This is a genomic window from Salinispora goodfellowii (assembly GCF_059570675.1).
Map to the genome: position 1 here is coordinate 1 of NZ_JCANTD010000031.1, position 24,052 is coordinate 24,052.

General features: G+C 67.1%; 24 protein-coding genes and 6 pseudogenes. 17 read left to right on the forward strand and 13 right to left on the reverse strand.

Annotated features, from left to right (window positions below; genetic code table 11):
• Nucleotides 1–361: transposase family protein (locus tag T398_RS21895; protein WP_496449591.1), on the forward strand; the 361-nt coding region annotated here is incomplete at its 5' end.
• Nucleotides 362–452: 91 nt separating this feature from the next.
• On the opposite strand, the gene T398_RS21900 is transcribed toward T398_RS21895, so the two are convergent.
• The 8 genes from T398_RS21900 to T398_RS21935 form a co-directional block, all read right to left on the reverse strand.
• Complete coding sequence (locus T398_RS21900) at nucleotides 453–1,661, reverse strand: ATP-grasp domain-containing protein (RefSeq protein WP_496449593.1); 1,209 nt, start codon at nucleotides 1,659–1,661, stop codon at nucleotides 453–455.
• Entirely contained in the window at nucleotides 1,658–2,497 is an 840-nt protein-coding gene (gene ddaH, locus T398_RS21905; protein ID WP_496449665.1) for a dimethylargininase, read from the reverse strand. The genes T398_RS21900 and ddaH overlap by 4 nt, the downstream gene beginning before the upstream one ends.
• A 41-nt stretch (nucleotides 2,498–2,538) precedes the next feature.
• The gene (locus tag T398_RS21910; RefSeq protein WP_496449595.1) at nucleotides 2,539–2,994 is read right to left on the reverse strand and encodes an FAS1-like dehydratase domain-containing protein; all 456 of its coding nucleotides are present in this window, start codon (nucleotides 2,992–2,994) and stop codon (nucleotides 2,539–2,541) included.
• 77 nt (nucleotides 2,995–3,071) lie between these two features.
• On the reverse strand, nucleotides 3,072–3,869 hold the full coding sequence (locus T398_RS21915; protein ID WP_496449597.1) for an enoyl-CoA hydratase/isomerase family protein: 798 nt from the start codon (nucleotides 3,867–3,869) through the stop codon (nucleotides 3,072–3,074).
• On the reverse strand, nucleotides 3,866–5,098 hold the full coding sequence (locus tag T398_RS21920) for a beta-ketoacyl synthase N-terminal-like domain-containing protein (RefSeq protein ID WP_496449599.1): 1,233 nt from the start codon (nucleotides 5,096–5,098) through the stop codon (nucleotides 3,866–3,868). Before T398_RS21920 ends, T398_RS21915 begins: the two co-directional genes overlap by 4 nt.
• A complete protein-coding gene (locus T398_RS21925; RefSeq protein ID WP_496449600.1) occupies nucleotides 5,062–5,895 on the reverse strand; it encodes a hypothetical protein in 834 nt (277 codons plus the stop codon). The genes T398_RS21920 and T398_RS21925 overlap by 37 nt, the downstream gene beginning before the upstream one ends.
• Before the next feature lie 57 nt (nucleotides 5,896–5,952).
• The gene (locus T398_RS21930; RefSeq protein WP_496449601.1) at nucleotides 5,953–6,198 is read right to left on the reverse strand and encodes an acyl carrier protein; all 246 of its coding nucleotides are present in this window, start codon (nucleotides 6,196–6,198) and stop codon (nucleotides 5,953–5,955) included.
• Nucleotide 6,199: 1 nt separating this feature from the next.
• A complete protein-coding gene (locus T398_RS21935) occupies nucleotides 6,200–6,790 on the reverse strand; it encodes a 4'-phosphopantetheinyl transferase family protein (protein WP_496449603.1) in 591 nt (196 codons plus the stop codon).
• Between the two features lie 339 nt (nucleotides 6,791–7,129).
• Between T398_RS21935 and T398_RS21940 the strand changes: the two genes are divergently transcribed.
• The 8 genes from T398_RS21940 (at nucleotide 7,130) to T398_RS21975 (ending at nucleotide 14,442) form a co-directional block, all read left to right on the forward strand.
• Entirely contained in the window at nucleotides 7,130–7,894 is a 765-nt protein-coding gene (locus T398_RS21940; protein WP_496449666.1) for a 2OG-Fe dioxygenase family protein, read from the forward strand.
• Complete coding sequence (locus tag T398_RS21945; protein ID WP_496449604.1) at nucleotides 7,894–8,964, forward strand: class-II aminoacyl-tRNA synthetase family protein; 1,071 nt, start codon at nucleotides 7,894–7,896, stop codon at nucleotides 8,962–8,964. Before T398_RS21940 ends, T398_RS21945 begins: the two co-directional genes overlap by 1 nt.
• A gap of 65 nt (nucleotides 8,965–9,029) precedes the next feature.
• Complete coding sequence (locus T398_RS21950) at nucleotides 9,030–9,275, forward strand: hypothetical protein (RefSeq protein ID WP_496449606.1); 246 nt, start codon at nucleotides 9,030–9,032, stop codon at nucleotides 9,273–9,275.
• On the forward strand, nucleotides 9,272–10,699 hold the full coding sequence (locus tag T398_RS21955) for an MATE family efflux transporter (RefSeq protein WP_496449607.1): 1,428 nt from the start codon (nucleotides 9,272–9,274) through the stop codon (nucleotides 10,697–10,699). Before T398_RS21950 ends, T398_RS21955 begins: the two co-directional genes overlap by 4 nt.
• Nucleotides 10,700–10,767: 68 nt before the next feature.
• Nucleotides 10,768–11,016: an MbtH family NRPS accessory protein gene (locus T398_RS21960; RefSeq protein WP_496449668.1), complete on the forward strand. Its 249-nt coding sequence runs from the start codon at nucleotides 10,768–10,770 to the stop codon at nucleotides 11,014–11,016.
• On the forward strand, nucleotides 10,937–11,641 hold the full coding sequence (gene fabG / locus T398_RS21965; RefSeq protein ID WP_496449609.1) for a 3-oxoacyl-ACP reductase FabG: 705 nt from the start codon (nucleotides 10,937–10,939) through the stop codon (nucleotides 11,639–11,641). The genes T398_RS21960 and fabG overlap by 80 nt, the downstream gene beginning before the upstream one ends.
• 732 nt (nucleotides 11,642–12,373) lie before the next feature.
• Nucleotides 12,374–13,351, forward strand: a complete 978-nt coding sequence (locus tag T398_RS21970) for a hypothetical protein (protein ID WP_496449611.1) — start codon at nucleotides 12,374–12,376, stop codon at nucleotides 13,349–13,351.
• Complete coding sequence (locus T398_RS21975; RefSeq protein WP_496449612.1) at nucleotides 13,348–14,442, forward strand: thioesterase domain-containing protein; 1,095 nt, start codon at nucleotides 13,348–13,350, stop codon at nucleotides 14,440–14,442. The genes T398_RS21970 and T398_RS21975 overlap by 4 nt, the downstream gene beginning before the upstream one ends.
• 40 nt (nucleotides 14,443–14,482) lie before the next feature.
• Here T398_RS21975 and T398_RS21980 read toward each other — a convergent pair.
• A pseudogene (locus T398_RS21980) lies at nucleotides 14,483–14,767 on the reverse strand (integrase core domain-containing protein); the annotation flags it as partial.
• Between the two features lie 78 nt (nucleotides 14,768–14,845).
• On the opposite strand from T398_RS21980, the pseudogene T398_RS21985 reads away from it, so the two are divergent.
• The 4 genes and pseudogenes from T398_RS21985 to T398_RS22000 all read left to right on the forward strand — a co-directional run.
• A pseudogene (locus T398_RS21985) lies at nucleotides 14,846–15,184 on the forward strand (ISL3 family transposase); the annotation flags it as partial.
• Between the two features lie 94 nt (nucleotides 15,185–15,278).
• Nucleotides 15,279–16,412, forward strand: a complete 1,134-nt coding sequence (locus T398_RS21990; RefSeq protein ID WP_496449670.1) for an IS701 family transposase — start codon at nucleotides 15,279–15,281, stop codon at nucleotides 16,410–16,412.
• 720 nt (nucleotides 16,413–17,132) lie between these two features.
• Nucleotides 17,133–17,754, forward strand: a pseudogene (locus T398_RS21995) (HAD-IA family hydrolase); the annotation flags it as partial.
• Between the two features lie 122 nt (nucleotides 17,755–17,876).
• Entirely contained in the window at nucleotides 17,877–18,614 is a 738-nt protein-coding gene (locus tag T398_RS22000; protein WP_496449614.1) for an ABC transporter permease, read from the forward strand.
• Nucleotides 18,615–18,685: 71 nt separating this feature from the next.
• On the opposite strand, the pseudogene T398_RS22005 reads toward T398_RS22000, so the two are convergent.
• Nucleotides 18,686–19,273: pseudogene (locus T398_RS22005) on the reverse strand (IS630 family transposase); the annotation flags it as partial.
• A 27-nt stretch (nucleotides 19,274–19,300) separates the two neighbouring features.
• The gene (locus T398_RS22010; RefSeq protein ID WP_496449616.1) at nucleotides 19,301–19,756 is read right to left on the reverse strand and encodes a helix-turn-helix domain-containing protein; all 456 of its coding nucleotides are present in this window, start codon (nucleotides 19,754–19,756) and stop codon (nucleotides 19,301–19,303) included.
• Nucleotides 19,757–19,832: 76 nt separating this feature from the next.
• Between T398_RS22010 and T398_RS22015 the strand changes: the two genes are divergently transcribed.
• Together T398_RS22015 and T398_RS22020 are read left to right on the forward strand one after the other, a co-directional pair.
• Nucleotides 19,833–20,219, forward strand: coding sequence for a hypothetical protein (locus T398_RS22015; protein WP_496449618.1), 387 nt, complete (start codon nucleotides 19,833–19,835; stop codon nucleotides 20,217–20,219).
• Between the two features lie 249 nt (nucleotides 20,220–20,468).
• Nucleotides 20,469–20,783: a DUF5988 family protein gene (locus tag T398_RS22020; protein ID WP_496449619.1), complete on the forward strand. Its 315-nt coding sequence runs from the start codon at nucleotides 20,469–20,471 to the stop codon at nucleotides 20,781–20,783.
• 305 nt (nucleotides 20,784–21,088) lie between these two features.
• On the opposite strand, the pseudogene T398_RS22025 reads toward T398_RS22020, so the two are convergent.
• Both T398_RS22025 and T398_RS22030 read right to left on the reverse strand, forming a co-directional pair.
• Nucleotides 21,089–21,244 (reverse strand): annotated as a pseudogene (locus T398_RS22025) (type II secretion system F family protein); the annotation flags it as partial.
• A gap of 423 nt (nucleotides 21,245–21,667) precedes the next feature.
• Nucleotides 21,668–22,168, reverse strand: coding sequence for a hypothetical protein (locus tag T398_RS22030; protein ID WP_496449621.1), 501 nt, complete (start codon nucleotides 22,166–22,168; stop codon nucleotides 21,668–21,670).
• On the opposite strand from T398_RS22030, the gene T398_RS22035 reads away from it, so the two are divergent.
• Both T398_RS22035 and T398_RS22040 read left to right on the forward strand, forming a co-directional pair.
• On the forward strand, nucleotides 22,148–22,534 hold the full coding sequence (locus tag T398_RS22035; protein ID WP_496449623.1) for a hypothetical protein: 387 nt from the start codon (nucleotides 22,148–22,150) through the stop codon (nucleotides 22,532–22,534). The genes T398_RS22030 and T398_RS22035 overlap by 21 nt on opposite strands.
• A gap of 148 nt (nucleotides 22,535–22,682) precedes the next feature.
• Nucleotides 22,683–24,045 (forward strand): annotated as a pseudogene (locus tag T398_RS22040) (alkaline phosphatase family protein); the annotation flags it as partial.
• Nucleotides 24,046–24,052 lie beyond the last annotated feature (7 nt).

A 24,052-nucleotide genomic window follows, 5' to 3' on the forward strand; every position in this document is an offset into this window, starting at 1 on the left:
CCACACCCACCTTGTCGTGGCCCTGGGTGACCCGCAACCCGGCAACCGCAACGACACCATCGTCTACCGCACCTCGGGCATCGACCAGAAGCTGGCAGGACGGCCGGTCATGGCCGACGGCGCCTACCGCGGCAACCCCGACGTGATCATCCCGTACCGCAAACCCGCCGACGGCAGCGAACTACCCGACTGGAAGAAGGACCTCAACAGGCACCACCGCACCGTCCGAGCCCAGGTCGAACACGCCCTGGCCCGCATGAAGACCTTCACGATCCTGCGCGACTACCGCCGCGCCGCCCACACATTGACCGACACCGCATCCGGCAACGCCCACCTCCACAACATCATCCTCGCCGGGTGACACCAGCACCGTTGCCACACAACGCCTCCACCGAATTACGAGACATCCTTAAGCGAGACAGCCCCGCCGGGCACCAACGTGACCGGTGGAATCAGGATTGCGCGGATGTTTCGATGACGCACGTGCGTTGGACCACGTCAAGCAACTCCACGGCGCTATGGGGGGTTTCGCAGGCAAAGTATGCAGTGAGCACTGTCTCGACGTTGAGGGGAGGAGCGAAGACGAACTGGCCGTTCTCGCGATACTGCAGGATCGTGTCCGCCTTGAGCTCCCGCAGGCGGCTGACCGTGTCCTCCAAGCGCACGAGGTCGCCGTTCCTGGCGGCGCAGAAGTCGTACTCCAGCGCGGCGCTGTGCCGCGTAGGAACGAGGTCGACCGGTTCGCGGCCGATGCGGTGCTGGATGCTGTACGCGTCGAGTCCGGTGCAGATGCGCAGCAGATTCTGCACTGAGGCGCCGCCGCCGGAGATCCGCGGCGCGCACTCCAGGATGTGCAGCCGTCCGGCACTGTTGTAGCGGAACTCCGCGTTGAAAGCGGAGTTGTCAAGACCGAACCCGCCGATGACAGTGTCCAGAGCGCTCTGCAACTCCGCGCCCTTCACGGCGTCGAAGGGCTGGGTAACGCACCCGGTCTCGTGGAAGGACGGAAGACCGGTCAGGCGAGGCAGCTTGATGTGGAACAGGAGGCAGGTGACCTTGCCGTGAACGACGAAGCCGTCCACCATCACCTCGTCGCCGTCCAGGTACTGCTCTGCGATGACATGGGACGCGCCCCGGCTGCCATGCAGCAGACCACAGACGCGCTTCACGGAGACGAACGCCTTGTGGAAGTCCTCGGGCCGGTCGACACGGACGACTCCAGCGCTGTAGAAGCCGTTGGAGGGCTTGAGGACGATAGGGAAGCCCAACTCCTCCTCGACCCAGCCCAGCGCCTCGGGCGGATCCGTCGCGGCCGGGATGTCGATGTGATGGGCGACAAGGCCCCGAACCGAAGGATGGGACTTAAACAGCGACTTATCGGTGAGGCGGTGCACGGCGTCGAGGCTGCGGGTCGGCCAGCCGCGGTGGTCACGCAGTAGGTCCGTGTGCACCTGATAGTCGTCCCGGAACGAGACGATCTCGTCAAACAATCCCAGCTCGACGGTCTCTGCTGCCAAGGCCGGAAGAGTTTCCCGCCAGGCGTCCCGGTCAATCCCGGCCAGTGAGGGGGGTTCCAGGAACGTAGGCTCGATCCCGTTTTTCTCGCAGTAGCGCAGATAGTCCAGAGAGTCCTCGTGGCGACCCAGTACGAGCGTTCTCATCGGAGCTCCAGGGTGCAGCACTTGACGCTGCCGCCGGCCTTGAGGAGTTCCGACAACTCCACGCCGATGGGATTGAACCCCTCACCCTTCAGCCGCGCGATTAAATGGATGGCCGCTTGCGGGAGCAGCACGTTGTAGCCGTCGCTGAATGCGTTGAGACCGAAGACTGCCGCATCCTCGTGGCGGGCGAGGATGGCGTCGGGGAACATGGCCCGCAACACCGCCTGGCTGCCCTCGGAGAACGCCTCCGGGTAGTACATGATCTCCGTGTCGGAGAGTACCGCCAGGGCGGTGTCCAGATGGTAATGGTTTGGGTTTACGAGCGTGAGGCTCATGACTGGCAGCCCGAAGAACTCCTGAGCCTCGGCGTGCGAGCGTTGGTCCGTGCGGAAGCCGGTGCCAGCCAGGATCTGGCGGCCGACCTTGAGGTAGTCGCCCTCCCCCTCGTTGATGAACTCCGGCCACAGGACCTCCTGGAACCCTTTTCGCTCGAACCAGTCCAGGTACGCCGGACCCTCGGCAGTCCGCTCGACGTGCCGGAAACGGGCGCCGAGGACCTTGCCATCGACGACGGTCGCGCCGTTGGCAGCGAAGACCATGTCGGGCAGCCCGTGGACCGGGGCGATGAGCTCCACCGTATGGCCGAGTGACGTGTAGAGCTCGTACAGCCGCTCCCACTGGGCAACCGCGACGTCGTTGTCGGAAGGCTTCTCCGGGTGCATCCATGGGTTGATCGAGTAGGTGACGTCGAAGTGGGTGGGACGGCACATCAGGAGACGGCGTGGGATGGCCACGCGGCTGCGAACGGGTTGGTCAGTGCGCGATGCCGGACGGATTGCGTCGGTGATGGGCACGGGACTTGGCTCCTCGGTATGGGTCAGTTTGTCTTCTCGGGGGCGCGGGAGATCAGCGTCATGAACGCCGTCGCCACGAGTTCACCGGCTTCTGTCGCCACCTCGCTACGTGTCGACAGGACGTCGCTGCCTGCCAGGCGCCGGGCTGCGTTGATCTGCACGGTGACCGTGAGGCGGTCTCCCGATCGGACCGGGCGGCGGAAGGCGAGGTGCTGCTCGCTGTGGACCACACGGTCCATGTCGAGGCCGATGAGGGGGTCGTCGCGGACTTCACCCATCGCACGGTGGACAACGCTGAATACGAACGCGGGTGGTGCGATCACGTCGGGATGCCCCAAGGCACGGGCAGCGTCAATGTTCCGGTACGCCGGGTGCGGATCGCCGACGGCGTCCGCGAACTCCCGGATCTTCTCCCGGCAAACCTCGTACGGTGTGGTGACCGGGTAGCGCCGCCCGGCCAGGTCGGACGTCACCGGCATTCAGCCCTCCCGACTGAATCACTCAAGTTCATGTGCTTTCCCCCAGTCGTACTCAGATGCCGTGGTACCGCTCCTGCTCAGCGGCCGTGACACGTGACGTGGTGGTTCGGCCCCTCGGCCAGGAAGGCGGCCACCGAGGTGCGGTGGTCGTCACTCCTGACCACCCCGGCAGCGATGCCCGGCAGTGCCTCGTCCGCGGCCCGGGTGCCGCCGGCCAGATAGTGCGAGACGACCCGCTTGGTCGCCGCGTGAGCGATCGTGGGTCCGGTCGCCAGGTCCATTGCGTACTGGGTGGCGTCGGCCTGGAAAGTGGCCAGGCCGAAGATCTCGTTGACGACACCCCAGCGTTCCAAGGTCGTCGCCCGGTAAAGCCTGCCGGTCATCACCGCCTCGCGTGCCCGGCCCGGTCCCGCACGCTCGGCGAGGCGCTGGGTGCCGCCCATCGCAGGGGTGAACCCGACTACCCGTTCGACCAAGCCGAAGCGGGCCGATGCGGTGGCCACGATGAGGTCGCAGGCGAGTGCGAGCTCGAAGGCCGCAGTGAGGGTCAGGGAGTGCGCCGCGAACACGGTGGGGAAGGGCAGCCGCTCCAGGGTCCTGGTCGTGGCCAACTGCTCAGCCCAGAACGACTCGGCCTCGTCCGCCGGCATCCGCCGGAAGACCTCCACGTCGACGCCGGCACTCACGGTCGTGCCCTCAGCACGGATCAGCAGGGCCCGCGGCGGGTGGGCGCCGAGCCACCTCAGCGCCTCCTTCCAGGCGTCCCACATCGCAACGTCGAAGAGGTTCTTCGGCGGGTTGTCTATTGTCAGGACGGCCAGTGGACCATCCATAGTCATCCGGAGCGGAGACCCCTCGGGCAGGACGTTCGTCACGTGGTGCTCCGGAAAATGCTGATCGAGTTGTTGCCACCGAAGCCGAAGGCGTTGTTCTGTACATGACGCAGCCGGGGCACGGCCAGCGAGCTCCCGATGACGAGGCTGACGTCCAGTTCTAGGTCCTCGACGCCGATGTTGGTGGGGGGCACCAGGCGGCGTTCTAGGGCCATGCAGGACGCCACAGCGCCCACTGCTCCGGCAGCGCCCATAAGGTGGCCGATGGTCCCCTTGACCGCGGTGATTGCCGCACTGGGATAGCGCTCCTGGAATATGGCGCCTTCGATGCTGTCGTTGGCCCGGCTGCCAGTGCCGTGAGCGAATATGACGTCGATGTCGGACTCTACGAGGCCGGCCTGGGCGAGCGCCATACGGTGGCAGGCGGCAACACCCTCGGGATCCGGGGCTGTGGGATGGCTGGCGTCGTTGTTGACTGCGGAGGCCAGCAACTCAGCGTAGGGCGAGCGGCCACCCGCCAGGGACCGCTCGGTTCGCAGAATCAGGAAGCCGGCTCCTTCCGAGGGCGTCACGTACCGCCGGTCCTTGGCGAAAGGGCGACAGGCGTGGGGTCCGATGGCCTGCAACGTGTTGAACCCGATCAGGTTCTTCTCGGAGTACGGGTCGACGCCACCGACGACCGCCGTCTCGGCCACTCCCGCCTGAAGCATCTCCAGCGCGCACGAAAGTGCCACGTTGGCCGAGGCGCAAGTGTTGTGCACGGTGAAGGCCGGGCCGACCGTGCCGATGATGCGAGCCACGTCGTCCGCGATGGAGTAGCTGGAGTACCCGCCCGACTCGCCCGGGTCGCAGCGGCCAGCGACGACGTCCTCCAGCGTGTCCGCCTGGCCGTCACTGGTACCCACGCAGACCACGGCGTCGCGCAGTGCCAGGTGCCCGGGGATGAGACCGGCGTCAGCCAGCGCTTCGCGGGCCGCGTACTCGGCAAACAGGGAAGCCGAGCGGGCCGTCCCGTACAACGGACGGTGGCCGGTGAGCTCTTGGGCGTGCTCGCGGGCCGAATCAGGAACACGGCCGCACAGGATGCCCGGCTTCATACCGGCGTAGATCGGCTCCAGCTCTTCGAAGCGGGTGGTGGTGTTGCACAGGTCGTCCCAGAGCGCATCCCTGCCCGCGCCGGCCGGCGAGATGGCTCCGAGGCCGGTGACGAGTACGGGTTCGGTACCTCGGCTCATTACGAACTCCTCTTTGTTACGGTCACACTGGCGCACTTGCCCGATGGGGTGCGGCACTCGAGGACCGCACTCCCGCCTGGAGTAAGACCACGCAGCATCTGGAAGAAGCCGGCGGTGATGAAGGCCCCGTTCCTGCCGAAGTGTTCCGCTACCTGGGTGGTCGCCTCGGTGGCGTCCGCCCCTGTCCGTACAACCCAGGCCCGGCCGCCCGTCGGCGAGGGCGCCACAGCGACTGGGGCCTCCTTCCGGAAGTCGAAGCTCGCCGAGTAGTCGTCGCCGGTGCGAAGCCGGGCATGGGTGACACCGGAGTTGCAACGCAGGCCGGCGTCCTCGCGCCGCGCGTCGGCCAGCGCCTCGGGGGCGTAGACATCGCCGACGAGGAGGTGACCCGTCGACGGGCTCCCCTTGCCGAGCGTGGCCAGCATTTGCCAGAAAGTGACGACCGGGGTGAGCTGAGCCGCGTTGAGCGTCATGTTCCGGCCGGTGGCGCCGATCGCGAGGTTGACGAACGCGGACGCGGAGCTGGTCAGGGCGTTGGGGAAGTACTGGGCCGAGACTAGCCTGCCCTTAGACATCGCCGTACGCTGCAGTCCCACCATCGCACCGAAGTTCCCGTACTCGGTTCCGATGATCACGGTCTCGCCGGCCCCGCGCTCGTACTCATTCTGGAGCACGAGGTACAGGCACAGCCGGGTAAACCAGTCGCGGAACCTGTCACCCGCGCTCCCGACGACTTGCTGGAAGTCCTCCGGCACGCCCACGGGGGCGCCGTCCGATGACTCCCCCGGGGCCACCGCGCACAGGGCGACCCGGTCAAGGCAGAATTCAAACACGCGTCTCTCCATGGCAAAGCCGCCGCAGCCGGAAGGCGACAGCAGCGGTGGATGCGGCTACTTGGCGATGACGGCCGCGATGTGCTGGCCAAGATCCGCCACGGTGGCTAGGTCGCGCGGGAAGTCGTCACCGAGTTCGATGTCAAACTCCGCTTCCACCTGGACAATTACATCGATGAACTTAAGGGAATCGATTCCAAGGTCGGCGCTCAGGTGCTGATCGCCCGAAATTTCGAACGAGCCCGGACGCTCCGCGACGCTACGCAGTACATCGGCAACCCTGGAGTCAATATTGCTCGACATCTTAGCACCTCTCGTTAATACCGGCAATGGAAACTGTGATGACGGACATGAATAGACCGTTTCTTGTGGCCCAATGCCCGGTGAAGCCTTTGAGCTCCTGCCTGCCGACCAGTGGCCCAGGCGCGCGCAGAAGAACGCCGAACGTGCCGAAAGCCGGGTGCAGGAATACTCCTGCTTCATGGAGTCCGAGCGGGCATCGTGCCAGCGGAAACCATGCCTTGCACGTCGACTCCTTCGCCGTAAAGAGCGCTCTGTCCCAGTGGACGCGGGGATTGACTTCGGAGAGCTCACGCACCCGGGCGCGCTCCGAATGCAACGCTACCTTGGCGAGGACTCCGCCGGGCAGCGGAGCGTGCGGTTCGGCGTCTATGTCGATGCTGCACAGTTCAGAGGAGCGCGCAAAGGCTGCGGCCCGATATCCGGAGCAGTGGATCATGCTACCCACAACCCCGGCGGGCCTGCGGGGCCGTCCGCGGACGGCACGATGGGTGTCGCCGACACGACCATTCGGGCCATCGCTCGCCGCGCGCGCAGTGACGAACAGAGATGAACTCATTGCGCCGTTTATGTGATATGGAGCCGAGTGCGACATCCCCCGAATAATAGCTATCTGTCGATGGATAACCCGTGAAGAGATCCTCGCCGAATGCCCGCACGGGAAGGATGCCCTCAATCACTTTATCCCCCGATGTGTGAATGGACCAAGCGCATAACAGTAAGCACCAAATCGATGCCACCGTATCAGCTATTTCCGGCAAGTGGGGCGTCGTGGCTAGACTTCTGAGGTCAGTATGACCATATTTGTTCAAATTTCAGCCGGGGCTCATGGCTGCCCATTGAGCATGATCACAAGGGTTTACAGCCTCGAATCGGTGTGATCTCCTGAGTCACGCTTCGACTTGGATACGCACAGGGGGATTCGACAGTGTCCATGCGGGACCCAAAACTCACTCAGGCCGGTTTCGATAGGTGGGCCCTCGCCGAGGTATTCGGCATCACGGAAAGAGACAACGCCTATCGGGAGCTGGCCACCGAGTACGACAACCTCCCGGAGGACCCGTACGCGGTCGGCTCAGGGCGATACCGTCGGTATGCCCGCGGCATGTATCTGCCGTGGTCGAAGGAATTCAGCTGGATCCCGGCGACCGAGGACCAGTCGCGCGGCGGGATGAACGGCTACTATCAGGGTGACCACAACCCCGAGTACCCGGGTGTGGTGCGCAACCTCCCCGCCATCAGTGAGCGGGGCCGCAACAACCGGCTGCTCCGGGACATTATCGACTTCGACTTCCAGCAGACCCGCTGGAATGACGTCGACTCCGTATGGCCGTTGCATGTGGGAGTGCACTTTATCAAGCTCTCGATCGACGAAGACGGTGGCGTAGCCGTGTCGTCGCCGAACGAACTGCACCAGGACGGGGAACCGTTCGTCTTCGCCCACCTTATGTACCGGCACAACGCGGAGGGCGGCGAAAACATCGTCGCTCCACCCAAGTACCGCGGCATGCAGCCGCACCAGGTGCCCGAGGACGATATTATCGCCTCTTTCGAGCTGACGCTTCCGCTCGAGGCCTACGGCATCACCGACAAGCTGGTCAGCCACTACGTGGGTCCAATCAGGAAGAGCGCCGGCGACGGTCCCGGCGAACGCGCCATCCTTCTTACGGACTTCGTCCCGATGCGGCAGCTCTTCTGATGGCCTTCCGCTTCGAGAAGCCGGTCGACGGGCAGTCACTCGAGGAGCTAAGGAAGGCTCTCGTCTTCTTCTACGGCGACGCGACCGTGACCCAGGCCGACCCCGGGTTCATCGTCGGAGTCTCCGCGAACCTGTCGGACCAGGAACTGGGCGATGTTGTACGACACTTCCTGCGTGGGCAGCGCACTGGTCCCACCAAGGTGGTGGTGGAGGAAGCCGGTCGCCCGGGAGCCAGCTGTGCCCTCCCATACGACGACCGGATGGAGGTCGGACCCGGGGTGCACCTTCAGGGGCCCGACTGGGGCGGCGCGATGGACGCCGCCCGCACTCTGGTACGCGACCACTTGGCGGCTCGGTTCGACGTACCGCAACTGGGCGGATCCGCACTGATCTCCCGTGACGTGCTGGTTAAGGCGGGCTACTACCGCAAGTTCCCCAACCTAGTGAACGCAGTGTCTCGGATCCGGTCCGACTACTGGGACAGCGTCTCGGTCGCCCTGCTCCGGCCTGGCCAGGAAGACGCGCGGGCGTCGTTCTACGAGCCGTCGGACATGGTACTCAACCCGGTCACCTGCTATCACGTGTACGCCCAAGCGCCGGCGCTCATGGAACGCCACTCGTCCGGCATGTTCGGCATCGAGGGGAAGGTATTCCGCCACGAGTCGTACAACCACACGGCGACCCGGCTTGCCGAATTCACCATGTACGAACTCGTCGGTCTGGGCACGGAGGAGGCGGTCGGCGGGTATTTCCAGGATCTTCTGAAGGCGTACGCCGAGCTCTTCGCGGCACTCGGTCTCCCACACCGCATCGTCAGCGCGTCCGACGCCTTCTTCGGTGACGAACCCACCATCACCCGCAACGCCCAGCTGATGAGCGGTAGCAAGTTGGAGGTACGGATCCCGATGAAGGACGCTGAGCTCTCCGTCGCCAGCGTGAACGCGCATGGAGCGGCGTTCATCGACTCCTTCGGACTGAACCACGATGGCAGGGTCCAGGCGACCTGTTGCGCGGGCATCGGCCTCGACCGGCTCGCGTACACGCTCAAGGCCTACGACCTGCTTCCCTGACCCGACCCGATCGGATGATGCACCAGCATGGTGCCACTCACCCCACATTCATAGGACTACTGGTCATGCAGAACATCGCTGTAATCGTGGACGAGCTGCTCACACAACTCGCGGCGGCACGGGACGTGCCGAGCGACGCCCAGCCGGCCGAGGTCATCATCAGCTCGCTCGACCAGATGCGTTTTCTGGTTGCCCTAGAGGAGATCCTTGACACGGTACTGGAGGTAGGCGAGGTCTTTCCCTTTGACCTGACGTCCCGTGAGGATCTGGTCAAGAGTGTGACCGAGCTAGTCGCGGAGGCCGCGACGTGACGGCGCTGCGGAGCCGGGCCAGTGTCTCTGGGGCGCTCGAAGTCGTTCGGGTCTCTCTTCCCCTGATGTTCGGCATGGCCGGCAACCTGGTGATGATGCTCGTCGACCGAATCGCGCTGGCGCGCTATTCGGAGGCGACTCTCATCGCTTCGGGTCCGGCGGTCTTCACCGGCATGACGATCATCATGTTCGTAACCGGGATCGTCGGCATCACGCGCTCGTACGTCGCCCAAGCGCACGGCCGTGCCGACCGCGATGGAGCGGCCGACGAGGGTGTCGTCGGCATGCTGCTCGCCGTGGCGGTGGCGGTGCTGATGCTGCTCGCTACTCCGCTCGTCATACGAATACCGGAGCTCAGCGACCGGCCGGCCGACAGTGTTGCGCTGGAAGCGGTCTTCCTGGAATGGTCGGTTCGCTTCGGCGCGGTGATGGCAGTCAATATGGCGCTGGCGTCCTACTTCAACGGCACTCGGAGAACGAGGGTACCGATGGTGGTTGGTCTGATCGGCCAGGCCGTCGGCGCCATCATGGCCATCGGCCTGATCTTCGGCAGGTTCGGACTGCCAGAACTCGGGATGCGGGGCTCTGGCATCGCCACCTTCATCGCCGTCTCCGTCATGTTCGCCGGTTACGTGGTGTGTCTGCCCCGTACGTTCTACTCGGGGTTCACCCGGGTAATCGGCAGAGGCGCCCGCTATGTCCTGAAGGTGCTCGGGGCGCGGCTGGGCAAGGGTGGCCCCTCCGGCGGCTCCGCCGGTCTCGAGGAGATGGGTCACACATCTTTTGTGTGGATTGCCGGAATCCTGGGCCCTATCGCACTGGCCGCCAACAACGTCGCCCTGTCGCTCAACTACGTGGCGATCATTCCGCTGATCGGGCTGGGCGTCGGGTGCAGCATCCTGACGGGCAACGCGATCGGCGAGAACAAGCACGAGCGCGTCCCGCACATCATACGAGCCGCCCTCACGGTTGGGACGGTCTACGTCATGACCGTCGCCTTTGTCCAGATACTCCTACCCACCCTGTTGCTCACCCCGTTCGGCCTCGACAGTGCGGACCCGTCGATCACGAGCACCGCGGTCGACACCTCCCGGGTCCTGTGGATGTACGCGGTAGCCTTCATGTTCTCCATGTTCGGCCGCACTGTACTGGAGAGTTTCGGGCTGACCCGCTTCGTCTTCCTCACCCGCGTCGTGGTGGTCTGGCTGCTGAGCGTGCCGACGATCCTCGTCATCGCGATGGCCAACCGGGACAGTTCCGGTGCCCTGGTGGTGATCTGGGTCGTGTACTCGCTCTTCGAAGCCGTGCTGGGCGCGCTCTACTTCTGGCGCATCCGAAGGGCCAGCGCCACTGGTGAGAACCGGCTCGTGAAGCAAACGCCCGAGCCGGAGAGGAGCGCCGAAATTGATGTCCAACCCGTTTGATGCCCCAGGCGCACCCACCCTGGTCCTGCCCCAACGAGGAGGGACAGCACTTCCTGTGACCCGGGGACCTGGCCGTGTCCGACGGCTGGTGGGTCACCTTCGGCGCGCCGGACAGGCAAGCGTACGTCGACCACATCTACCGGCGCTGGACGGACTTGCAGCCCCAGTCGGCAACTGGTCAGGCCGTGTCGGTGCCACCTCGCCGGCTACCGCCGGCCCGTCCCGGAATGAGGAAGCATGTCTCGATCCGCCCTGGTGATCGGCGGAAACCGCGGCATCGGCTGGGCTATCTCGCACCGGTTGGTCGAGCGTGGTGACCGTGTGGCGGCCACGTACCGTACGGGCGACTGCCCGCCGGGCGCCCTGCCCGTACGGTGCGAGGTGACTGTCTCCGACGACGTAAAGCGAGCCGTCAGGGAAGCCGAGCAGGCACACGGCCCCGTCGAGATCCTGGTGGTCAACGCCGGCATCGTCCGGGACCGGCCGCTGTACGCCATGTCGCAGGACGAGTTCGAAGCGACGCTGCGGACCAACCTCACAGGGGCGTTCCTGGCTGCCAAGAGCGTCGCGCGCGGCATGATCCGGGCCCGTTTCGGCCGGATCGTCTTCATCTCCTCCGTCGTCGCCCTCTCCGGTGAGGCAGGGCAAGCCAACTATGCAGCCTCCAAAGCGGGACTGGTCGGCATGGCGCGGTCCCTGGCAAGGGAGTTCGGCCGCCGCAGCATCACGGTGAACGTCGTCTCGCCGGGGCTGACGGACACCGACATGGTGGCGGCGCTCTCCGAGGAACAACGCCTCGGGCTGATCGGCCGCGTGCCGCTCGGCCGGATGGCGCGGCCGGAGGAGGTCGCCGCCGCGACCGAATTCCTGACCAGCGACGCCGCGGCCTACGTCACCGGGGCGGTCCTGCCGGTCGATGGCGGGATGGGCATGGGTCACTGAACGTTGCCACCGGCACGCCGGATCAGACGAACGCCCCGGCGGGACAACGTGCTGCGGCGGTTATGACACTCGAGGGCAGCGTCGATGTACCCAGCTGCGCCAGAGGCCACGACACGATAGTCAGGCCCGTGGAGCGGAGTCGCGCGGCCCGCCTCAACGTTCCGGCCCGGCTCGACTACCTGGCCGTACACGTCCTGGTGCGGATCTGCGCGGCGCGGCTCACACACGTGCCCTCGACGTCGCTCGTGGTCAAGCAGCGGTGTCCCGGCTGCGGTGCCGTGGACCACGGGAAGCCGTTTGTCCACGATCTGCCGGATCTCTGGGTCAGCCTCTCCCGTACGAGAGTCACCATCACGGCGACGGGCCGGTCCGCCGCGGGGGTCAACGTGAAAATCCAAGCCGGATTCGTCTTCGAACGGCGCCTCGCCGAATGGGTCCTCGACCCGCAGCGGCCGCCACCGTACGGATGGCGCCTGACCCCACGCTCGCCTTCCTCCGCCGCTGGGTCCGTAAGGAGGCTCTGGTGGAGGTGGGACAAGGGTCTCTATTCGGGCCCGCTTCAACATACGAAGATCCGACATCGACGACGGCCGTGGCAGATGGACGGCACCGACTCCCACCACGGGGTCGGTGCCGTCGCTGCGGCGGTATCGGAGCAACCGATCACTCTTCTCCGTGCGGGGTCCCGGCCGTACGGACAGCCGAACCCGACGACAAACCAGGAGAGCACTGATGCCCAGCCGAATCATCGAGAGTTACCCCGAATTCGCCGTGAATTGCTTCACGGGCAGCTTCAGGTCCCTGGCCGGAGCGAAGGGAAGGGACATCACCGAGCAGAGCCTGTTCGAGCGAGGCGACGCCTATCTCTTCCAGACCGGCCTGGACGAGTCGGGTTACCCTGAGTATATCTTCCCGGTCGAGGAGGCCGGAGTGCTCGGCATGCGCCGCTCCGGGTTCGAGCTCACCAGGGTTCCGATCTCGTACGGAGACGTCGGCGCCCAGCTCAAGAGTCTGGTCGACCGGTTCGGCAGGGTGGTCGTCTGGGTCAACACCTCCCACCTGAACTATGCCAAAGTCTACGGGCGCACCAGCTCGTACCTGCACTCCATCGTGATCGAAGAGGTCGCTGACGACCTTTCCCACCTGCGCGTCTTCGACTGTATGGTGGTCGACGCCAAACGCTTTAGTTGCCGGGCCTGGCTCGACTTCAGCTCGTTCGAGAACGCCATCAGCGACCGGATCCAGAGCGACGCACATGACTGCATGGGCACGTTCTACGTCGTGACCGCCATGGCCGGCGGCAAGGAGGCCGGAACAGCCGGGCTTGAGGGGCACCTTCGCGGGCAGGCTCGCCGCTTCGCGGAAGAGCGCCGGTTTCACGAAGCGATCAAGGACTACCAACGGCTCTGCACGGAGTGCTTCGAGGACCCCGGCCGCAGTTCCGAGTTCGGCGCCAGGCGGCTCTTCATCCACAGCACTGTTCTGTACTGCGTGCCTAGTCTGACCCTGATGAGCCGTTCCTTGGAGAAGGCCGACGCGTCCGGCACGACACGGGAGCTCTGTGAGGAGGCGATCCGGCACTGGCGGGCCTTGGGCGTGCTCGCTCTGAGGTACGAGGCGACCGGCTCCGCCACCGTACTGGGACGCCTGATCGATCGGTTCGCCGTGCTCGACGACACCACGGCCCGACTCTGGGGAGAACTCGCATGAGCGCTGCCGACGAACGCATGCTGGGCAGCGTGACGGAGAAACCCGTTGCCGTTGCCGAGCCGGAGCGGAGCCAGCCGGCTCGTACGCCACGGGAGAAGCTGCTCTGCACGCTCTTCGCCGATGTGCTGGGGGTCCCGTCGGTCGGCATCGACGACGGGTTCTTCGAACTGGGCGGGAACTCACCGCTCGGCATGCGGCTCGTCATGGCCATCCGCGACGCGCTGCGCGTCAACATATCGGTCGAGGACCTGATCAAGGCGCCCACAGTGGCACTCCTCAGTGACGCCCTAGGCGTCGTGGCGGATCTTGAGATCATCTTGCCGCTGCGCACCCGGGGCCGCAAACCGCCGCTGTTCTGTGTGCACCCGGCGATCGGCATCGCCTGGTCCTACGCGGGGCTGACCCGCTACCTCGGACCCGATCGACCGATATACGCCCTGCAGACGCCCGGTCTGGCTGGGCTGCCCATGGCACGATCTATGGCCGAGCTGACCGACGCTTATCTCACCTGTATCCGCCGTGTCCAGCCCGGCGGGCCGTATCACCTGCTCGGTTGGTCGTTCGGTGGAAACGTGGCGCACTCCATCGCTACCCGGCTGCGCCAGCAGGGCGAGGAAGTGGCGCTGCTCGCCCTGCTCGACTCGTACCCACCCGAGTGGCAGGAACTGGCGGGCTCCTTCGACGAACCCGACCTCCTGGCCGAGGTCTTGACCAGCCTGGGGCTCGCACCCGAGGCATGCAGCGACGGCACGCTGGGCCGTGGCCGGTTGGTTGAACGGCTTCGGCTTCCCGACAGTCCGGTGTCCGGCCTGAGCGCCGACGCCCTTGCCGCGCTGCCGGACATCTTCAGCCGCCACGTCCAGCTGCTGCGTGAGCCGGTGGAGCTCGCTTTCGATGGAGACCTGCTCTTCTTCAGCGCGGGTCGTAGCCGACCGGCCTACGGTGTCCTACATGAGTCCTGGCGACCCCATGTCACGGGGCACCTGAGGAACGTGGTGGTAGACGGCCATCACCACGCCCTCATGCATCCGAGCCCTCTGAGGGAAGTCGGTACAGCACTTTCGGCCACTCTAGAGCGCATGGACGACTGAACCCTGTACCGTGCGGGTGCCGAAATGCTATCTGTGCTGGTCAAGCGGCATGGTCGTATTCGTGGAGGATTCCGCTGAGTCGGTCGCGTCGGTGGGTGTTCAGTTGAGCGAGTCGGTTGCGGTCGGTGATCGGGGCGGGTAGCGGTGCCCGTGGTGGGGCGTTGGCGCTGCCCCGGTGCCCTCGGTGTTCGTTGTGGTGGTGTTCGTACTCGCGTAGGGCGTGCATCAGGTGGGACTGGTTGAGGATTAGGGTCCGGTCGAGGAGTTCGTGGCGGCAGGCTCGGATCCAGCGTTCCATGATCGAGTTCATGCGGGGCATGCGGGCGCCGGTGGGGTGTGTACAACTAACGGCCCTGTCTCACATTCGGTGGTGACAGAGGGTGGCTGGTGTCGTTGTTCCTATGTGGTGGATGCCAATGGGCTTGTACAGACGGTGTTCTCGGGGCTGTCCCCGCTGGTCATCGAGGACGTGGCCGACGAGGGTGAGCGGATCGTGGTGCTGGCCCGCACGCCGCGGGACGCTGCGGTCTGCTCGATATGTGGGGCCTCGTTGGGACGGGTGCACGGCTGTCACTGGCGGATAGTGGCCGACGATCCGGTCGATGGGCGGCGGGTGGTGGTCCGTGTGCGGGTGCGGCGTCTGGTGTGCCCCACGCGCGGCTGCCGGCACACCTTCCGTGAACAGGTTCCCGGGGTGCTGCAGCGATACCAGCGCCGCACGGCTCGTTTGAACCGGAACGTGTCAAGGGATTGAGGCCAACGGGAGTTAATACTGCAACGGCGGGTCGTGGCTTCGACTGCTGGTCGCTCGTTGGCTGGTTGTGGTGGATGAGCAGTTGGTCGGGTCGTGGGATGCCGGGTTGGAGGAGTTGTTCTTCCGGTTCTCGCATCGGTTTACTCGGGTGGAGCCGCGGCGGCGGGCGTGGGCGTATGTGCGGGGGTTGCTGGCGTCGTTGGAGCGGCGCAACGGGTGGACGCTTGCCGAGCAGGCTGGGCATGTGTCGCCGGACGGGTTGCAGGGCATGTTGTGCAGCCCGGCGTGGGACCGTGACGCGGTCCGTGATGACGTGCGCGGCTACGTCGTGGAGCAGATCGGCGATGCGGCTGGGGTGCTCGTCGCCGACGAGACCGGGTTCATCAAGAAGGGCCGCGCCTCGGCGGGGGTCCAGCGGCAGTATTCGGGCACGGCGGGCAAGACCGAGAACTGTCAGGTCGGCACGTTCCTGTGCTATGCCGCGAGCCGGGGTCGGGCGTTGATCGATCGGGAGTTGTACCTGCCGAAATCGTGGACTGGTGATCGGGACCGGTGCCGGGCGGCGGCGATCCCGGACGCCGTCGAGTTCGCCACCAAGCCGCAGCAGGCACAGGCCATGCTGCAGCGGGCGGTCAAGGCTGAGGTGCCCTTTTCCTGGTTCACCGGGGACGAGGCATACGGGCAGAATCCCGGCCTGCGGGGCTGGCTGGAGGATCAGGACATCGCCTACGTGATGGCCACCCGCTGCGACGACGCGGTGCCTTCCGGGTTGCACACCACCACCCGCGTCGATGAGCTGATCACCAGGGTGCGCCCCGGCGCGTGGCAGCGCCTGTCGTGCGGCGATGGCGCGCACGGGCCGCGCCGCTACGACTGGGCCCGGGTGCCGATCCGGCGTACCTTCGCCCACGGCCGCCGGGGCTGGGTGCTGGCCCGGCGTTCGATCAGCGACCCGAGCGAGATCGCCTACTACGTCTGCTTCGGCCCACGCGGCACCCGGCTGCGGGAACTGGTGCGGGTCGCCGGCACCCGTTGGTCGGTGGAGGAATCGTTCCAGACCGCGAAGAACGAGGTCGGCCTGGACCAGTACCAGGTCCGCCGCTACGACGCCTGGTACGCCCACATCACCCTGGCCATGGCCGCCGCCGCGTTCCTCGTCGTCACCCGCGCCCTCGAAGCCGCAAAGGGGGCACCACCGCAAGCAAGCACAGCCTGATCCCGTTGAGCAGCAACGAAATCCGTCGCCTGTTCGCCCACCTCGTCCTGGCCATCCGCCACCGAACCGGCCACATCCTGCACTGGTCCGACTTCCGCCGAACACGCCAGGAACAAGCCAAACCACCATAAGTCACGACCCGCCGTTGCAGTATATAAGTAGTGTTCGCTCGTTAGCCGGTCACGGCGAGGGGTTGTGGGACATGTTCGAGCGAGGGATGCGGGTACGGCTGCGAGACCGCCTGTGGGAGGTGGAGGGCGTCAAGGGTGCCGGCTCCGAGGCACTTCTCGATTTCCGGCGGGCCGATGAACGACCGGGACCCCGCCGCCTTACCGTCGTTGCGGGCCTGGAGCCGAGTCTGCGTGCGGAGCCCGCCACGGAACTGCGGTTCGAGGTCGGTAACCCTGTACGTCTGTCTGAACTTCACAACGCGCTGGCCCTGACGATGGCGCACGGCCGGTCGGACTTGCTCGCGGTGGAGCACGGCCGTATCGACGTGGAGCCCTACCAGCTTGTTCCCGTGCTGGCAGCGGTAAGACAGCCAAAGGCTCGGCTGCTGGTTGCCGATGATGTTGGTCTGGGAAAGACCATCGAAGCGGGACTGATTCTGATGGAGCTGGCCCGCCGGGGTAGGGCAGATCGAGTGTTGATTGCCTGTCCGGCCGGCCACCCCTACCGGTGCGCGCCGCCGTCGCGCCCGCGGTCGAGGAGGTGGCGCCGGTGTTCCGCGCGACGACGGGACGGCCCGTGCCCGGTGCCGTCCGGGCGGTCGTGTTCGACCTCGACGGTGTGCTGGTCGACAGCCTGGCCGTGGCCCGGGAGGCGTTCGCCCTGGCGTACGCCGAGGTGGTCGGCGACGGCGTCGCGCCGGTCGACGAGTACTGCCGCCATCACGGCCGTTACCTGCCGGAGGTGCTGCGGATAATGGGCCTGCCGGCGGCGATGGCGGACCCGTTCGTCCGGGAGAGCAACCGGCTCGCGCACCGGGTCGTGCCGCTGCCCGGTGCCGCGGACCTGCTCCGGCAGCTGCGCCGGCGCGGCGTCGGGCTGGCGGTCGCCACCGGCCGCAGTGGCGCGCGGGCCCGGCACGTCGTGGAGTTGGTGGGGCCTGCTGCCCCTGTTGGACCATGTGGTCGGCGCGGACGAGGTGAGCCGGCCGAAGCCGGCCCCGGACATCGTCCTGCGGGCGCTGGAGTTGTTGGACACCGATCCCGCCGACGCGCTCATGGTCGGTGACGCGCCGGCCGACCTGGCCAGCGCCCGCGCGGCGGGGGTGGTCGCGGTGGCGGCGTTGTGGGATGAGTCCGATCCCGGGACGCTGCGGGCCGCCGGCCCGGACGTGGCGCGGAAGGTCCGGTACGCCGCGCTCCGCGTCGAGCAGCCCACCCTGGACGACGCCTTCGTCTCGCTGACCGGCCGGGCCACCCGGACCACCACCCCGCCGACGACCGACGAGAGGTCCTCGTGAACGCCCTGTCCAAGCTCGTCGCCGTCGAGGCCAAGCTGTTCCTGCGCGAGCCGGTGTCGCTGTTCTTCGTCTTCGCCCTGCCGCTGGGTCTGATGCTCGTCTTCGGCCTGCCCCAACGCGGCGCGACCGCCGACGACGGCGGTCAGCACACCGAGCTGACCTTCCTGCCGGCCCTGGCGTTGGCCCTCACCATCGGAATGCTCGCGCTGTTCACCCTGCCCATGGCGCTGGGCATCTACCGGGAGCGGGGGGTGCTGCGCCGGCTCGCCACCACCCCGGTCCACCCCGCCCTGCTGCTCATCGCCCAGGTGGTGGTTAACCTGGCGATGGGGGTGGCCGGCGCGGTCGTCACCGCGATCGGCGTACGGTTCCTGCTGGACCAGCCGGCCCCGGCCAACGTGCCGGCGTTCGTGCTGGCGTTCCTGCTCGGTGTGGCCTGCCTGTTCGCTCTCGGCCTGCTCATCGCCGCGCTCGCCCCGTCTGCGCGGGCAGCCCAGTCGATCGGGCCGGCGCTGTTCTTCCCGCTGCTCTTCCTCGCCGGTGCCTGGCTGCCCCGCGACCAGATGCCGACCGTGCTGGCCCGCATCGGCGACTACTCGCCGCTCGGCGCCACCGTCGACACGCTCGCCGCCACGTGGGCGGGCGAGAGTCCGGCGCTGCCGCAGCTGCTCGCCCTGGCGGTCACCGCCGTGCTCGGCAGCGTGCTGGCCACCCGCTTCTTCCGCTGGGAGTGAGCCCGCCCGGGCCTGTACGGCCGCGTGACCGTGGCCGGGCCTAGTGCAGCCCCGCATAAGTTCTTGACGGGTCATGCGGCCTTGAGGGGGCGGCCGTCGTAGGTCCAGCGGAAGGGTTTCGCGGTCCGGTTGTAGTGGGTGAAGAACTTGAGGATCTTGTTGGCGAGGTGCTCGCGGGAGGTGAACTCGCCGCGACGCAGCAGCCTGCGGGTCAGGATCGAGAAGACCAGTTGCACTATGTTCAGCCAGGACGCGTGTTTCGGGGTGTAGGTCACGCTGAACCTCGGGTGTGCGGCCAGCCAGGCCCGGGTGGCTTTCGAGGTGTGACTGGACCCGTTGTCCAGGACCAGGTGAATCCGCAGGTGGGCAGGGGTTTCGAGGTCGATCTCGGTGAGGAAGTCGAGGAAGGCGTCGGAGTTGTTGCGGTTGATGATCTTCGGCCGGACGGTGCCGTCGGCGACGTCGAGGGCGGCCATCAGTGAGACGGTGCCGTGTCGGCGGTACTCGAACTCGCGGCGTTCCGGGCGGCGGTGCCCCGCGCGGCGGGTCCGGTATCGGCGTGACTTGGCCTGAATACCGGTCTTCTCGTCCACGCTGAGCAGTACCGTGCCGGCGGGAACATGCTGGTAGAGAGTGCAGATCTGCTCGGCACGGGCGAAGAAGCCGGGATCGTCGGGCCGGTTGAGTCAGCCCCGGACTCGGTGCGGTTTGATGTCGACACCGGTCAGGATCCGCCCGACCTGGCTGGCGGAGATCGCGATGCCGTGCCGCTGCCGCAGGTGCCCGGCGATCAGCGGGTGGGTCCATTGGGCGTCGGTGTCGGGTGGCTCACTGGTCGCGGTCGCGATGATCAGCAGGTGTACGTCGATGTCGTAGAGCGGCGGGCGTCCCGGGCGGGGCCGGTCGTTAAGGGCGCGCATGCCCCGGGTGCGGTAGTCGCGGCGGGTCTTACGCACGGTGGCCACCGTGCAGCCGACCTGCCGGGCGATCTGCGCGTTCGGGACCCGGTTCGCGGCGGCGAGCAGGATCCGGGCCCGGCGGACCTGCCGGAACTCTGCGCTGGACTGCCCGGCGATTCGGGTCAGGGCCTTGCGGCGGCGCCGGGTCAGCCGGACCCGGTCGACAGGTTGCAGCCTGGCCATCAGCGGCAAGCCCTCATTTCATGATCGACGAAGGTGACGATCATGGACGATGCCGCAGGCACGGGCGTGTCGGCAGGTGACGACACGCCCGGAGTTGATCACACTGGACGCCGTGCCCGTACCCAGCAAACGCGTCAAGGACGACCTCGCCGCCGACCTCGACCACCACGCCTCACAGGTCTGGCCCGGCCTGGAAGAAGTCACCATCCGCTGGCGCGGCCGCCACGGCTACGTCACCGCCTGGACCAGTGAAGACGACGGCGTACCCGTCTGCCGCCTCGAATACCTCGGCTTCGACGACGTCTACGGCTTCGCCCTCCACGACCCAGCCACCGACACCTACACCGACAGCCCGCTCCCCGACGGACACCCCGAAGGCAGCCCACAAGACGCCCTCGACTGCGCCGTACGACTGCACCTGACCGGCATCGCCGATCAGCCCCTCAACGACGAAGACGACTGACAACCCAATCCCGTACGACCCGTCAAGAACTTATGCGGGGCTGCACTAGGGGGTGGTTAAGGGTGTCCGGCGATTGTGACGTGGATTACCTTCAATGGTGAGAAGTGGTCGTCGCCGGATCGGGGAAAGCATCTTCCAGTCCTCGGGCAGCCCTTTCCGGGAGCGCCGGTGCCGCCCTTTCTCGGTAGTCCGCGTCGCATGAGCGACCGGCGCACGGCGAGGCGGAACGACGACGACGGAGGTCGTGCGATGACACATTCTTCCAACTCCGCGCCGACTGTCGGGCCGGCAGAATCCATCGTCAACGGCGACGACCGGACCGAGCGGTCAGTACCGGCCCCATCGATCATCAGGGAGGCTGTCGGCATCGTCGAGGCGGTGCTGGAGGGCGGGCCGGTGAACCTGCCGGCCGAACTGCGCAGCCACCGGGTCTCGCCGGTGGCCGACAAGATCAAGGTGCACCACTACGGCGGGTACGAGCACTTCGAGCGGGACTCCTCCGGGGTCACCGAGGACGCGCCCGTGGTGTTCCGCTGGACCGGGCGCACCCGGATCGCCGAGTAGCGGAAGGCGGCAACTCCGATGGGCATCCCGGCTCCGCGGCCCGTCCCGTACCTCCTGGTCCGGGACGCGGCCCCGGTCATCGCGTTCTACACCGACGTCTTCGAGGCCGTCCCGATCGAGCAGGAGTGCCTGCTCGACGGGCGGATCCTGCACGCCGAACTGGCCGTCGGCGGGCGCCGGCTCACGGTCAGCGAGTGGGGCGAGGAGCCTCGGACGGCCGACGCCGGCGACGGTCCGGTCGTGTTGACCATCGCCTCGGACGACCCGCGGCTGCTGCTCGAGCGGGCCCTCGCGGCCGGCGCGCAGATCGAGGCGGCGGCCGAGTATCCGAGGAAGATCAGGAAGCCGGCGAACAGGGCGACGATCGGAAGAGCCATGCGTTCGGTGGCGGCGTTGGCCTCGCCCTCGGCGTCGGTGAGTTGCCGTGCGCGTAGGGCGATGGCCCGGGAGCGCAGATCGGAATAACCTCAGCGAGCAACGAGAGCCGGAATCGGGGCCGGGGCGGCTTGTGCACTATCACCAGTGCGCCAACCGAGCCTCCGATGAGGTCGGCGGGTCGACACCCGCTGGCGGGGTCCTACGGCGCAGAGCACCCGCCCTGGTTCACGACGCTCGCCGTCACGGCGTCCCGGTCCCTCGCTGACCCGGCCCATCCGAGCTGCGGGGGGCAACCCCCTACCTCGCTCTTGCCGGCTGCCGGTGCTACTGCGGCAAGCGAGGGTGCCTTGGCCAGCAATCGCCGGCCAAGGCACCCTCGCGCGTTCATGCAAGCGCGAATGTCGCCTGAACGATGAGATGTCGATCGACTACGCTTCGCTGTTGCAGTTCTGTGACGTGCCCCGGCGGGGCACCAACCTGCGTTTTCTGGCGGCCGGCACGTGTGGCTACGCCAACATGACATCCATATCAGCGACGGGCGGATATGGGAATTTGGTTCGTGTTGGGCCTCGGACACAAACCATTTCCCCACGGTGCGCGCTGAGATCCACTTCAGCGCGCACCGTTTGCGTTTCGGGCTGGTAGTTCAGCCGGAGGCCGAGTTGCCGGTAGACCTTGGCCTTGTCGGCTGGGTCGGCGTCGCGGAGCACGGGGGTGATATCCCCGAGTGCGGTCACCAGGGTGGTGATTTCTGCTCGGGTCAGCCGGTGTGGGGTGGTGCTCGCGAGTGCGTGTAGTTCTGCTTCGGCGCGGTCGGTCTGGGTCTGGGTGATCCAGGCGGTAACTACCGTCGGGTCTGCGCCAGCGTCGAGGGCGGCGCGGTAGCGCTTTAGCTTGGCGTTGCACTCGGTGATGATGGTCTGGTCTGGTGTGCCGGTTGCGGGCGGATGGGCTACTGGTTGGGCGTCGGCCAGCGCGGTGATGGTGTGTTCGAGGACATCGAGCACGTGGCGGCTGGACCCCGCACGCCGAAGGCGCCGTACGGGCACCCAGATCTGCTGGTCCGGCGCGCCGGCACCTTGCGGATCATCGACGAGGCAGACGTGCAGCCGTGGATCGAGGTTCGGCTGGGCCGGCGGGCACCAGAGCCGATCGCCGCCCGGCTCGGCATTACGGTGGACGCACTGCGGATGCGGCTAGCCCGCGCCGACGAACGGCTCGCGCGGGCCGTCGCGGAGGGCGGTCTCACCGGGGTCGCCTCGACCGGTGCCGTAGCGGCAACCACGGCGCAGGCGATCCGTGGGACCAGCATCCGCGTAGGCCGGGCCAGCGCACGCGCGGCAGGTACCCGCGGGGTTGCGATCGCCGCTTGACCGACATCCCATGCTCGATGTGACGATGTGGGCTCGGCGCCGGTGCGCCGGGCCCACAGTCGTTCTAGTTCCGTTTGAGGTGGATGCTGCGAGGTGGCGGGGCCCTGGACCTGCAGGAATCCGATGGCCTGCCCGCGGTGACCGCGCTGTGGTGACACCGCTGCTGGTGCTCGACGTCGTCGGGCTCACCCCACGCCTGCTGGAGCACATGCCGGCGCTGTCGGCCCTGGCCCGCGACGGGTTCCAGGCGCGGCTCAGCACGGTGCTGCCGGCCGTCACGTGCTCGGTGCAGTCCACCTTCCTGACCGGTGCGATGCCCCGCGACCATGGGATCGTGGGCAACGGCTGGTACTTCCGGGATCTCGGCGAGGTGCTGCTCTGGCGGCAGCACAACGGCCTGGTCGGCGGCGAGAAGCTGTGGACCGCGGCGCGCCGGGCGCATCCGGGCTACACGGTGGCCAACGTCTGCTGGTGGTACGCCATGGGCGCGGACGTCGACTGGACGGGTGACGCCCCGGCCGGTCTATCACGCGGATGGCCGCAAGGAGCCGGACTGCTACACCGATCCGCCGGAGCTGCACGACGAGCTGACCGACCGGCTGGGTGTCTTCCCGCTCTTCTCCTACTGGGGCCCGGCCGCCGGGATCGCCTCGTCCGACTGGATCTGCCGGGCGACCCAGCAGATCCTGGAAGCGCATGCCCCCGACCTGACCCTGGCCTACGTGCCCCATCTCGACTACGACCTGCAGCGGTACGGCCCGTCGTCGCCCCAGGCGCGGGAGGCGGCCCGGCGGCTCGACGGGGTGTTGGCGCCGCTGCTCGACGCCGCGGCGGCGCACGGGGTGACCGCCGTGGTCCTCTCCGAGTACGGCATCACCGACGTCAGCCGTCCCGTCGACGTCAACCGGGCGCTGCGCGCCGAGGGGCGGCTCCGGGTGCACACGCAGGCCGGGATGGAGTACCTCGACCCGTGGACGTCCGGCGCCTTCGCGGTCGGCGATCACCAGGTGGCGCACGTCTACGTCCGGGATGCGGCCGATGTGGACCGGGTGCGGAGATCTGCGCGGCGCTGCCCGGCGTGGCGGAGGTCTTGGACGCGGCGGGCAAGGCGAAGTATGGGCTGGACCATCCGCGGTCGGGTGAGCTGGTCCTGGTCGCCGACCCGGACGCCTGGTTCACCTACTACTACTGGCTCGACGATGTGCACGCCCCGAATTTCGCCCGTCTGGTGGAGATCCACCGCAAGCCGGGCTACGACCCGGGGGAGCTGCTGCTCGATCCAGCGAACCCGCTCCGGGCCAAGGCCCGGGTGGCTGCTGCGCAAGAAGGCCGGGATGCGGTACACGATGAACGCGATAGGCCTGGACGCCGGCGCCCGGGCGGTCCGCGGGTCGCACGGCCGGCTGCCCGGCGATCCGCGTGACGAACCGGTGCTGATCTGCACCGACCCGGCGTACGGCCGGGAGGGTTTCGCCGTGACCGAGGTCAAGGATCTGCTCCTGTGCCTGGCCCGGTCTG